The sequence below is a fragment of the Pedomonas sp. genome (genome assembly GCF_036515995.1).
GTDB lineage: Bacteria > Pseudomonadota > Alphaproteobacteria > Sphingomonadales > Sphingomonadaceae > Pedomonas.
This window is the reverse complement of record NZ_DATBUP010000211.1, coordinates 1-10,983: the sequence shown is the minus strand read 5'-3', so window position 1 is coordinate 10,983 and position 10,983 is coordinate 1. Positions and strand designations below refer to the sequence as shown.

The following is a 10,983-nucleotide window of genomic DNA, read 5'->3' as shown; positions in this document are numbered from 1 at the left end:
GAGCAGATCCACCGCTTGTTCGAGAACCGCTTCAACGCCGGCGACCTGGACGGCCTCCTGGAGCTCTATGAGCCCGACGCCGCCCTGATCGCCCAGCCGGGCAGCGTGGCCAACGGCATCGAACAGGCCCGCGCCGCCCTTCAGGGCTTCTTGTCCCTCAAGGGCCGCATCACCCTCGACACCAAGCTGGTGGTCACCGTTGGCGAGCTGGCCTATCTGGCCAACACCTGGTCGCTGCGTGGCACCGGCCCGGACGGCAGTCCGGTTGCTCTGGGCGCCACGACGGCCGAGGTGGCCCGACGCCAGGCCGACGGCAGCTGGCGCTATGTGATCGACAACGCCTGGGGCGACCAGGCAGCTGCCATGGAGCACCGCTGAGGCATCCACTGCGGCTGGGATCAAGCAGGCTCGGCTGGTTGCCGGCACCGACAACCTGCTGGAACACTCGAGAGTCGATGTCGAGATACTGATAGACAACATCAGCTCGGAAATCTGCCGAAGGCTCATAGGCAACGCTGAGGCGGCCGCTCTTCGTCTCCGATCGGGAGCGTTCGCCAGTGTGAATATTGCGCACGTAGTTGGCGCGGTTCTTGTCGGTCAGTACGGCCGCCCGCACCGCGAGCACATCCGATTTAAGAGGGATGGATACGGCGGCCTGCAGATTGTAGGCATCGCGGGTTGTTGCCGTTCCCTGGACATAGCCGTTAACCTCGTTCAAGTCAGGGCGGCGCGTTGCAATCGTGATTGCGCCAGCCGGAGCGGTCTTGCCGCGGGTCGATCCCTGCGGCCCGCGCAGCACTTCAATCTGTGCAATGTCGTATAGTGCGGCAAACGTCTGCTGGGCATTGACGGACATCTCGTTGAAGTAAACTTCAACGGCCGGAAACGCGCCGCTGTCAGGATCGAACGAGACGCCGCGCAGCGTCGCGGTGTTGTTGCGGCCGGTGGTATTCGTTATCTGCAAACCAGGCGAAAGCTGCTGGATATCACTTACATTCAGAATTGAAAGGCGTCCAATCTGTTCGCCGGTCGTGACATCGACCGCCATCGGCACGTCCTGCAGGCGCTGGCTCTGCCGTGTTGCCGTCACAACAATATCGTCAAATGTCGGTTCAGTTTGCTTCTCGGTCTGCGCATAGGCCGGAGTGCAAAGGCCGATAGCTGTCGTCGCGCACAGCCCGATACGCTGCGCAAAACCCGTCATGTTCCGCAACTTAATTCTCCCCCCTTGTCTTTTACTCAGATATGACCCGTTTGCATGCTTCGCGGATGCGCGTTAATCAGTAATGAGTCGTTTGATTTTTACGCACGTTGCTCGACGCTGATCTAATCGTCAAGAGGATTTATGAGTAAGCACTTAGTTCTGACGAAGAGAGCCGGGCGGCCCAGAGCCGCGGATCTGCAAAAGCGGACCGAGGAGCTGCTTTCGATTGCCGAGGCGGCTCTGATCGAGTTCGGATATGAGCGCGCCACGCTCGACCTGATCTCCAGGAAAGCCGGCGTCTCGAAGCAGACCATCTATGCCAAGTACGGCGGAAAGCCGGGTTTGCTTCAGGCTGTGCTCCAGAGAATCGCGGATCGCTCGCTGGGGGCGAAGTTCGCTGATACGGACGACCTGTCCTTGTATGACGGCCTTTATGAGCGGGCCCGCACAGTTCTTAACCTGAACCGAACGGCGGCTTCTATTGCGATCACCGCAATCAGTGTCCGCGAGAGTCAGCGTTTTCCGGAGTTCCGGCAGGCAATGCTAGAGGCCAAAAAGCTTCGCCAGCAAGAGCCATTGCGTCGTTATCTTGAAAGCTTCCTGCGCCGTGGACTGATCCGGACCGTGGACTGCGATGAAGTGGCATCCCTTTTTCTCTGGCTGCTTGCAGAGGACATGGTGAATGCGGTGGCGACAGGAGAAGCGCTTCCCAGAACGCAGGAAGAAATTGATCGCAAGGCTGCTTTTGTTGCGTCCCTGATCTCACGCGGGATTTCACGACAACAAGTTGATTAACGCCTGGGCCTGGAGCGGAGCTGCAGTGGCGTCACTTTGCACTGGGCAGACAGGGGGGTTAAGCTGCTCTTGTTCCTGATAACGATCCGGACAAACTGGACCATGGTGCGCTCTGCATAAGGCCATGAAGCAGGTCTGGTTCAAAGCCGGTAGACTGTACGGTTTTGAGAACTGCTGTGATCCCACCGAACGGCGCACATGGGCGCGCTGCGGTCCGCTGGTTCCTCGGCTTTAGGTCGGGTGCAGATTGTTAGGTTTCGGGTGGCGATTGAGATAGCGGACCTTGGCCAGCCCTCCGGTCTAACGGGCGCGAGCGCCCAACTGCCGGCAATGAGACGCAGTACAAGCGATCTCGGTAGCTGCCATAGTTCAGTTTTCTGCTATGGCTGCAGGAGTACCGGATTGGATGGGACCGAGACGTGAGCAGAGCAAGCTATCGCGATGCTATTCAACACACAAACGTGCTTACCGCATTAGCTGAACACGATCCGCATGTCGCTGGCACTCCTCCATTGGGCCTCGACCTTCCGACGAGTGATATCGATATCCTTTGCTACGCCCCCGACCCGGATCGGTTCACATCCGTACTCTGGGCGTCCTTCAGATCGCATCCCGAATTCCGGATATGGCAGTGGATCGGTGCCGATCGACCGGTCGTGGCCACCTTTGTAGCGCAAGAATGGCGCTTCGAGATTTTCGGTCAGGCCAAACCAGTAACCGAGCAAACCGGATGGCGTCATTTCACCTTAGAGCAACGCTTGCTCGCTCTGGGTGGTCAGAACCTTGCCGCTACCGTGATGGCGTTCAGGCGAGAGGGTCTTAAGACCGAACCGGCTTTTGCCGCTGCGCTGAAGCTGCAGGGCGATCCATACGAAGTACTGCTGGACATAAGTGATCTTGACGATGATGCGTTGTCTCTCCTGATCACTGAGGCTGGCAATTGATGGCCAAGCGCTCCGCAACTGCCGAGGACCTAAGCATCTGAGAACAGTGCGGCGACCAGGAGCTATGCTTCGCGATTCAAATCACCGGGCTCGCTCAGTTAACCTTTCGAAGCCGCCACGGCGTCCCAGGACAAGAGGGCGAGATCTACCACGGCCCTGAGTTGACTTGGCCCTGCACCGTCCCGCGCTAGGAGGGAGAGGCCGCTCGCGACGCAACTGTAGTAGTCCGCGAGCGCGTCAAGGTCCGCCTCCGGGCTGACGTCGCCCTCGAGACGGCCTCGTTCTAACCGCTCTCGGAGCGATGTAGTCGATTGCCGCCTGATTTCCCGCAGGAACTCGGCGATCCCCTCATTTTGGGCAGTGCAGTTGAGCGCGCCAAGCACGACGAGGCATCCGACAGGCTCACCGGCACGAACCACCCGCGCGGCCGTCCCATGTAGGAGCACCGCCACGGCCTCTCGCGCTGTGGCGGCCGCCGCGAAGGGCGAGGCGTTCGCTGCGCCCTCGGTGGCCACGTAGAGTGCGACCGCCTCCTTGAAGAGCGCCTCCTTCGACCCGAAAGCCGAGTACAGGCTCGGTGGCCGGATACGCATCGCCTCAGTGAGGTCAGACAACGAAACCGCCTCGTAGCCTCGCTCCCAGAAGAGTCGCATCGCCGTCTCGAGCGCTTTCTGGCGGTCAAAGCTGCGGGGCCTTCCGCGATCAGCCATCTGGATCTCCCGTATAATTATTTAGCGGTCCATACATAATTGCGTTGACTCCGCTTTGAAAGGGATAGACTGATTTATGTAACGATCGATAATCAATTTACGGAGAGACCGCAATGATCACACTCTACGCAGCGGACACGGCCAACTCATCAAAGGTCCTCATCGCGCTCGAGGAGCTGGGCCTCTCCTACCAAGCGATCCCAATCGATATCCTGTCCGGCGAGCAGTTCGAGCAACCGCTAACGGAGCTCAATCCAAACTCGAAGATCCCCGTGATCGTCGACATCGACGGTCCCGACGGACGGTCGCACACCGTGTTCGAGTCTGGTGCCATTTTGCTCTACCTCGCGGACAAGACAGGGCAGCTCATGCCGACAGGCCCCGCTGAAAGGAGCGAGGCGATCCAGTGGCTCATGGTCCAGATGAGCACCGTGGGGCCGATGATGGGACAGCTCATCCACTTTGCGCGCTTCGCTCCCCCCGGCAACGACTACGCGCTTTCGCGCTACCGCTCGCAGGTGCGCAGGGTACTGGACGTTCTGGAGCACAGGCTCGTTGGTCGGGACTGGATCGGTACAGCGGACTACAGCGTGGTGGACATCGCGAACTTCCCTTGGGTGCGGCCGATCAAGATGTTTCTCGGGGATGAGATTGAGGCGGCCTACCCGCGGCTTACAGAGTGGACGGCTCGCATCGCGGCGAGACCCGCCGTTTCGCGGGCGGACGAGGCCAAGGCGATCCTCGCGGCAGGGTTGACCAAACCCGACGAGATCGATCCTGACAAGGTGGACCGTCTGCTCGGTCGTGGAGCGTACAGCCGGGACTGAACACTGAGGCGCGAAACCCGGCGCCGCCGCGGTCGCATTTACCAGTTTGCCCTAACCCGTAACTGCGCGGCATCAGATGAACCACGGCGCCAGGAAACCTATCGGTATGGGCACCGCTCTGATCGATGCTCCAGTCTCCGGCAAAGCCACGTTTAAACAGTTCGAGACCGTCAAGTGGCCACCCATTCAGCCTGGCTCTTGAGACGAAGAGGATGACTGGGCATCCGGTCTGAATCCGCTGCGAAAACGGGTGCCGCCATACGCGAGATGAACGAACGGCGGATTTTGGGATCAGCATGAACTCGCCGAGCGACAAAACGGACGCAAATAGCGGGAAGCGGAACGTCTACTTACGGGTTTTCCGCCGTGTAAGCAGACGCTTCTTAAGCTATGGAAGCCGATGTCTGTTTCCAATCTTGGCCGGACAGAAGAGGCTATGGCCAAACCAGCCGTGATCCTTCCATGACTGCGAACGGTGACATTTGGGAAGGTAATTGTTGGCTTGCCTCAAGTCTCTCCGGCCGGGCCTTGGAAGCCGGGCGGCGGCGTTGCGGCGTCGGGATCGCGACCGTGCTGCCGATCCAGGTTCCGCATGATTGGGGTCACCGTGAGGCCGTGTAGCAAGATGGACAGCAAAGCGACAAGGCCCACGATCGCCCAGAGCCGCTCCGCGCCGGCCAGCGTCATGTGGTTCAAGCCGTAGGCCAGATAGTAGAAGGAACCAACGCCTCGTATGCCGAAAAAGGCGAGCGTCAGCTTCTCCGACTGATCTGCGCGAAAGCCGGCGAGCCCCAGCAAGCCCGTAAGTGGCCGTACCAAAAGAAGGATCAGCACGGCCGCAAGCACATCAACCCATTGCAAAGGTGCGAACAGTCCGCTGACGATGGCGCCTCCGAACAGCAGCAGCACCACCATCATCGCCAGCCGCTCGACCTGCTCAGTCAGATTGTGCATCTCGTGGTGGAAGTCATGATTGCGTTCCGCTGCCCGCAGAGTGAGCGCGGTGATGAACACGGCGAGGAAGCCGTAGCAGTTCACGATCTCGGTGAGGCCATAGGACACAAGCGTCGCAGATATGGCAATCAAGCCGTCGCCGGTTTTGGCAAGCTTCGTCTCCACCGGCACATGAAAGGTTAGCCAGCCAAATAGCTTCCCGACCAGCCAGCCACCGATCACGCCCGCCCCGATTTCCCAAAGAACGCTGTGCGTGAACCACTTGCCCGCCCACGGCTCGCCCGTGGCCGCAGCGGCGCCGAGCGCGATAGCGAGGTTGACAAAAGGGAAAGCGAGCCCGTCATTGAACCCCGCCTCCGATGTAAGGCCGAAGCGCACCTCGTCTTCTTCGCCTGACTTGGGAGGCCCGACTTGCACGTCCGCAGCGAGCACGGGATCGGTTGGCGCAAGGCAGGCGCCAAGCAGCAGCGCCGCGAGCAGGGGCAGCCCGAGCAAATAGCTGCCGATGGCAGTGATGGCCGCGATGCCGAGCGGCATGGTAAACGCGAGCAGCCGCCACGTGACCTGCCAGCGCCGCCAGCTGAATATCCGGTCGAGCTTCAGCCCGGCGCCCATCAACGCGACGATTACAACAAATTCGGTGACGCGCTCGGTCACTTGGGGCCACTCGTACGGCAACGGGCTAAGGGGTACCTGCGGCAACGAGAAGATCGCCGCGCCGATACCGATGCACACGATCGGCAGCGACAGCGGCAGTTTGCGAAGCGCGAGCGGCAGCCATGCGACCAAAGCAATGAGCAGCCCGACCCCCGTCAGGATTAGAATGTAAGGATCTGGGGGCCAGGAAAAAGCGGGCATCAACACAGAACGAGGCGAGCAGGGCCGCGTTCAGAATTTTACGAACAAAATTTACTTTGCCACCCAGGCTCTATCTCCAGTTGCCCGCAGCGGCCAGATCTCGAACAACCGCGCTGACAGGGTGCGTCTGATCGTGCCGGCGATGACATGCGTATGCCCCGAGCGGGTGAAATAGGCGACGAGCAACCGGGATGGCGCGCCTTCTGGTCCATCCCCGCCCTGGACTTCGTTCCTGCCTTGCTCGTTGCCGCCCTGCGCGCAGGCTTCGGTCGCTGACAGCGTGAGAATGGCCGGCAATGCCAGCAACGTGCGTCGGGATAAATCAGGCGGCGATGTCCTATCGATTCTCACCGGTTCCAAAGGGACTGGTGCGATGCCGGATGGCGGCCACCAGCCCACGCCGGCGTTCAACCTGCTCGTCGAGGCGCTGTGATATCGCCCAACCTAATGTCCGTTGTTAGAGCGCGCAGAGCCGCTACAATCCATTTCCATTTCGGACGCGAAGCTGCGGCCGCATGAGAAGATCAAAATACAACTTCGCCGTTGGCCGCCCGCCCTACTACGCCAGCGTAGCAGGTGCGACGCTAGGACAGAACACGACGGCTGACGGTGGTATTTGATGCCCCAGGAAGGATTCGAACTATCTCTTGATCGTGAAAATCACAGGGTGAGACGTGCATCCGCTTTCAGGAACCGCCAACTTGAGCTTCAGCGACCAATTGGGGCGCGGAGCCGCCATGATCCGGTCTCAATTGCTCACGTCGCGTCAGGGATCATCAAACGAGCGGGATCGGCGGTGTTCATTTTCATTTGAAGCGCAGGCCAGCACGCCTTTTAAATCCCATCATGGGTCAGTTTGCGTATCCCGTGGTACCGGCAGGTCATGTCGATCGCTCTCAGATGTTGGCGATTTGGTCCGTCATTGCATGCAAGTGGTCATTACCGGCCCCAAGCAACCGTCAATGGCGGTTAGGGGGCAGGCATGTTCGCGATCCAATCCGAAGATCAGACGGGCCATACCTTACATCGCCCCGGTTTCTCGGCGGATAGTTCATTCTTCCCGCGCAGATCAGCGGACGCCGGAGTTATTGGTTCGTTTTATCAGGTCCGCGCGAAGCGCTTCGTTACTTCGGGCAGGTAACTTGGTCCTACCGGCACGGCGATCCCGCCATCAAGCACAAGGGTTGCAGCTCCGGCGGCGGAGTGTTGGAGCGACCGTACAGCGCCGGCCCGCACGATGGCCGAGCGATGAACACGGATGAGACCGCACGGCGCAACGCGCGTTTCGATTGCCCCCATGGTCGCCCGAAGGATGTTGTTGCGAGTTGGCGTGTGCAGAAGCGTATAGTCTTTGGCAGCACCGCAGGCTCGGCTCCCTCGCCTGGCCCGTCGTCCTCTACGGACAGAACCAGGTCCTTGCCGTCCGCCTGCGCTGACAGGCGGATCGTGACCGGCCGCAAGGCCAGCCCCACCGCATGCTTGATGGTATTTTCCCCCAGCGGCTGAAGGCGGAAGCTGGGCACCTGCGCCTGGCGGAGTTCGGGCGGGCAGTCGTGGCGCCCGTGCAGTCGGTCGCCAACGCATACTACCTCTTGGTAAGGTCGCAGCTTGCAAATTGATGGCATTTTGTCTATATTGATATCGTCGATATCAGATGGTTAGAGGTGCTATCGGATGCCCGCTGTCACCATTCGCAATTTGTCCGAAGAGGCTCACCGCGCTCTCAAGGTGCGCGCGGCCCAGCACGGCCGCAGCGCCGAGGCCGAAATGCGCAACATTCTAGAAGCGGCGGTTCGTCCCGCTAACCGACTTCGTATCGGCTCTGCCTTGTCGGCGTTGAGCCGCGAGGCCGGGCTGACCAATGCCGATTTCGAAGCGCTGGAGCAGGCCCATGATCGGGCGCCCGCCGTGCCAATGAGCTTTGAATGATCGTTCTAGATACAAATGTCGTGTCCGAGGCGATGAAACCGGAGCCAGCCCCCGCCGTGCGTGACTGGCTGGATGATCAGGCCGCCGAAACCCTTTATCTCTCCAGCGTGACCGTTGCGGAGCTGCTGTTCGGCATCGGCGCGCTGCCGGACGGGCGGCGCAAGCAGAAGCTTGCCGTTACGCTCGATGGGCAGCTTGCCCTGTTCGATGGCAGAATCCTTCCTTTTGATACGGACGCCGCCCGCCATTATGCAGGTCTGGCCGTTGCAGCGCGTAACGCAGGCAAGGGTTTTCCGACGCCGGACGGCTATATTGCGGCCATCGCAACCGCTCGCGGCTTCGCCGTCGCCACGCGTGACGCCAGCGCCTTCCAGGCGGCCGGCGTCCCCGTGATCGACCCTTGGAAGGCGGGACACTGAGGGGCACGTTCTGATGATGGAAACCGCGATCATCGTGCTGCTGATCGGCTTTAGCGCCGGTTCTTTTGTTCGGGGCCTGCGCGCGAAAACCGAAGCCGCAAATGCGAAATGCCACGCTGATGCGCTAGATTAACAGATCGGCACGCTCCGGCATGAGATCGTCGCCATGCACAATGCCGAAGCCCGGAGGCTTGACGGAGTTGCCCGCCGCAAGCGCTTCTTCGAGGAAAACGACATTTCCGATGTCGAGAACCAGATCAGGTTCATCAGTCAGGCCGAATTGCGCGCCGTTCGCCCCGTTAACAAGGAGGCCGCGCATATCCTATACGCGCTTGGAGAGGATCGACACTCACCGGCCCGGTTGGCGTATGGCGTTCGAGGTCTCCATGCTATTTCAACGTATATTGAAAGCGCGAAGAAGAGTGAACACCGATATCATCCTGTTCCTGCGGCCACGCAAGGGCGTGGTTAATCCGGCGTTATAAGGTCTTTTAACGTGGCGGCGCGGGCAACTGCCGCCCGGCGTCGCCAACGTTCAAACTGCTGGTTGAGGATCCACGCCGGTGAAGATGAAGGAGCGGGTTGCCTTCAGGCACAAAGTGAGACGACCCGATTAGCGGCGGGCAGTGGTAGGTGCCAATGCGGGCTCCTCGACGTCTGCTTTCTACGTGCGGTTGCCACGAATCCGATGGCCCCGAAAGTCCCAGGGTCGGTCCTTCCCCAACTGGACCTGCCGCATGAATGAACGGCAGGTTTTAAAAGTGGCTCACCAAGACCGGATTGGCTTAGAAGGGCGCGTTGCGGCCCGGCGGTTCCTCGACTTTTGGCTGGCATGAGAACAGCAGGTTTGAGCTTGCATGAAAGCAGAATAGACATAGCTGGGCAGGCGTCAGCGCGATAGCTTTCGCCCCATTGCAGACATTTGCATCCATCATCATGCAGCCGCATCGATCAGGAGGCACCCGGATGTTTCACCTCTCGCTCCCCGTGAACCGGTTTGCGGCATGCCTGGAGTTCTACCAGAAGAGCTTCGACGCCAGGATCGTCATGTTGAGCCAGTCTGCCGCCAATGTGTATGCCTTCGGCGGCCAAATCACGCTCCATGACCAACCGCTATCCACGTTTGGAGACGCGCAACGGCGCGAGATGCACTTCGGCCATGTTGTCTCGCCAGATCAATGGCGGCTCGTGCGAGACAGGCTCCAGGAGCTTGGAGTTGAGTTCAGCCTCTGCGTCGAGCCAGATGAAGTGTCAGGCCGACGAGGCAAGCTGCTCGTTACGGACCCCAGCGGAAACCTCGTGGAGATCAACTCCAGCTGATCAGGGGTTGAGGCCGAATATGGGGCCGCTTCCGGCTGAGGGCGAAATGACCCGTAATCGGATTGTTTGCGCATCCGCTGCGTTTGCGCGAATGCTGGCTACGCTTCAACGCAGGCCATGTACCGTCAGATCGTTAGCTATGCGCCCGTTCCATTGGGTGGGCTGGAAGCTTTTGATCGGCCTGCCGACGACACCCTGATCGCGCCAAGCCCAGTGTGTGGGCCTGGCCGTTCCGAGACTCAATCCTGGCGACAGCCATAACGGCTCCGCTAATCGCGCATACCGGACCTCAGTATGGCGCATAAGCCGCACGAGGCCTGAAGGCGTGCGCTGGAACACCTCGCGGCGTTTGAATGGAGCGATGGGATGAAGTGAAAGGCGCCAACCCTCACCTTCGAAGCGGAAGCCGCGAAAAGCCGGATCGTAGTTCCACCGTTCGACGATGAGGACATCGGAGCGTACATCCCGCACCGCATCGTCATGCAAACACAATCCCTCCTGCGCGAAATCCTTCAGTTTATCTGAGAGCAGTGGAGGCGGGGGTGGGACTTCGCGGCCAATTTCTTCCCTCGTGGCATAGGTCCTTTGTAACCGCGCGTTGTTGCATTCCGGTCCAATCGGCCCGAGTGAAAAGCGGCGCGCAGGGGTCGGCAGCGAGGCGCGCATCGACAGCTGGTCGAGTGGCACTTCAATAAAGCTCTTTGCCGTGCGCGAGAATAAGAGCCGCTGGCAGGTGTCCCAGCACTTGCCGGGCGAACCTAAGCCTCTGTCGACTGCATGGGTGATGGAAAGGCCTGCTGGCAATATCGGAGGGGCGCCGTGATCTTGCGCGAGGAGGGCCTCGACACGTTCTTCAGTAACCCCATTGGCCCACCATGGAATGCCAAAACCGGCTGCGAGCGGTGGTATGGCAGCGACCGACAGAGTTACCATGCGCGGGAGGCCTTTCGACACCCTGCGCAAGATCATGTAGATTGCCAGCGTGGGTGTGAGATAAATCCATGCTCCTGGCATAAGGGTAAG

At 60.1% G+C, this 10,983-nt stretch carries 13 protein-coding genes and 1 pseudogene; 8 read left to right on the top strand and 6 right to left on the bottom strand.

Annotation, left to right across the window (positions count from 1 at the left end):
* Positions 1-378, top strand: a 378-nt coding sequence (locus tag VIG90_RS15510) for a YybH family protein (protein WP_331594423.1), incomplete at its 5' end; no start/stop codon positions are given.
* Positions 379-757: 379 nt separating this feature from the next.
* Here VIG90_RS15510 and VIG90_RS15505 read toward each other — a convergent pair.
* A pseudogene (locus tag VIG90_RS15505) lies at positions 758-1,204 on the bottom strand (TonB-dependent receptor plug domain-containing protein); the annotation flags it as partial.
* A 141-nt stretch (positions 1,205-1,345) separates the two neighbouring features.
* Between VIG90_RS15505 and VIG90_RS15500 the strand changes: the two are divergent.
* Together VIG90_RS15500 and VIG90_RS15495 are read left to right on the top strand one after the other, a co-directional pair.
* Complete coding sequence (locus VIG90_RS15500) at positions 1,346-1,999, top strand: TetR/AcrR family transcriptional regulator (protein ID WP_331594422.1); 654 nt, start codon at positions 1,346-1,348, stop codon at positions 1,997-1,999.
* 419 nt (positions 2,000-2,418) lie between these two features.
* The gene (locus VIG90_RS15495; protein WP_331594421.1) at positions 2,419-2,943 is read left to right on the top strand and encodes a DUF4269 domain-containing protein; all 525 of its coding nucleotides are present in this window, start codon (positions 2,419-2,421) and stop codon (positions 2,941-2,943) included.
* Between the two features lie 98 nt (positions 2,944-3,041).
* Here the strand turns inward: VIG90_RS15495 and VIG90_RS15490 are convergent, their stop codons facing one another.
* Entirely contained in the window at positions 3,042-3,653 is a 612-nt protein-coding gene (locus tag VIG90_RS15490) for a TetR/AcrR family transcriptional regulator (RefSeq protein WP_331594420.1), read from the bottom strand.
* A 113-nt stretch (positions 3,654-3,766) separates the two neighbouring features.
* Between VIG90_RS15490 and VIG90_RS15485 the strand changes: the two genes are divergently transcribed.
* The gene (locus VIG90_RS15485) at positions 3,767-4,480 is read left to right on the top strand and encodes a glutathione S-transferase family protein (RefSeq protein WP_331594419.1); all 714 of its coding nucleotides are present in this window, start codon (positions 3,767-3,769) and stop codon (positions 4,478-4,480) included.
* A 507-nt stretch (positions 4,481-4,987) separates the two neighbouring features.
* On the opposite strand, the gene VIG90_RS15480 is transcribed toward VIG90_RS15485, so the two are convergent.
* Positions 4,988-6,292 (bottom strand): cation:proton antiporter, encoded by a 1,305-nt coding sequence (locus VIG90_RS15480; protein WP_331594418.1) that lies wholly within the window; start codon positions 6,290-6,292, stop codon positions 4,988-4,990.
* A gap of 286 nt (positions 6,293-6,578) precedes the next feature.
* Here VIG90_RS15480 and VIG90_RS15475 point away from each other — a divergent pair, with 286 nt between their 5' ends.
* Positions 6,579-6,725: a hypothetical protein gene (locus VIG90_RS15475; protein WP_331594417.1), complete on the top strand. Its 147-nt coding sequence runs from the start codon at positions 6,579-6,581 to the stop codon at positions 6,723-6,725.
* 668 nt (positions 6,726-7,393) lie between these two features.
* Here VIG90_RS15475 and VIG90_RS19905 read toward each other — a convergent pair.
* Positions 7,394-7,876, bottom strand: coding sequence for a LytTR family DNA-binding domain-containing protein (locus VIG90_RS19905; RefSeq protein ID WP_414695511.1), 483 nt, complete (start codon positions 7,874-7,876; stop codon positions 7,394-7,396).
* A gap of 90 nt (positions 7,877-7,966) precedes the next feature.
* Here VIG90_RS19905 and VIG90_RS15470 point away from each other — a divergent pair, with 90 nt between their 5' ends.
* The gene (locus VIG90_RS15470; protein ID WP_331594416.1) at positions 7,967-8,221 is read left to right on the top strand and encodes a FitA-like ribbon-helix-helix domain-containing protein; all 255 of its coding nucleotides are present in this window, start codon (positions 7,967-7,969) and stop codon (positions 8,219-8,221) included.
* A complete protein-coding gene (locus VIG90_RS15465) occupies positions 8,218-8,640 on the top strand; it encodes a type II toxin-antitoxin system VapC family toxin (RefSeq protein ID WP_331594415.1) in 423 nt (140 codons plus the stop codon). Before VIG90_RS15470 ends, VIG90_RS15465 begins: the two co-directional genes overlap by 4 nt.
* Positions 8,641-8,764: 124 nt before the next feature.
* Here the strand turns inward: VIG90_RS15465 and VIG90_RS15460 are convergent, their stop codons facing one another.
* Entirely contained in the window at positions 8,765-8,959 is a 195-nt protein-coding gene (locus VIG90_RS15460) for a hypothetical protein (protein WP_331594414.1), read from the bottom strand.
* A 647-nt stretch (positions 8,960-9,606) separates the two neighbouring features.
* Here VIG90_RS15460 and VIG90_RS15455 point away from each other — a divergent pair.
* Complete coding sequence (locus tag VIG90_RS15455) at positions 9,607-9,960, top strand: VOC family protein (RefSeq protein WP_331594413.1); 354 nt, start codon at positions 9,607-9,609, stop codon at positions 9,958-9,960.
* 105 nt (positions 9,961-10,065) lie between these two features.
* On the opposite strand, the gene VIG90_RS15450 is transcribed toward VIG90_RS15455, so the two are convergent.
* Positions 10,066-10,983 (bottom strand): hypothetical protein (locus tag VIG90_RS15450; RefSeq protein WP_331594412.1); only part of this gene is annotated, 918 nt, incomplete at its 5' end.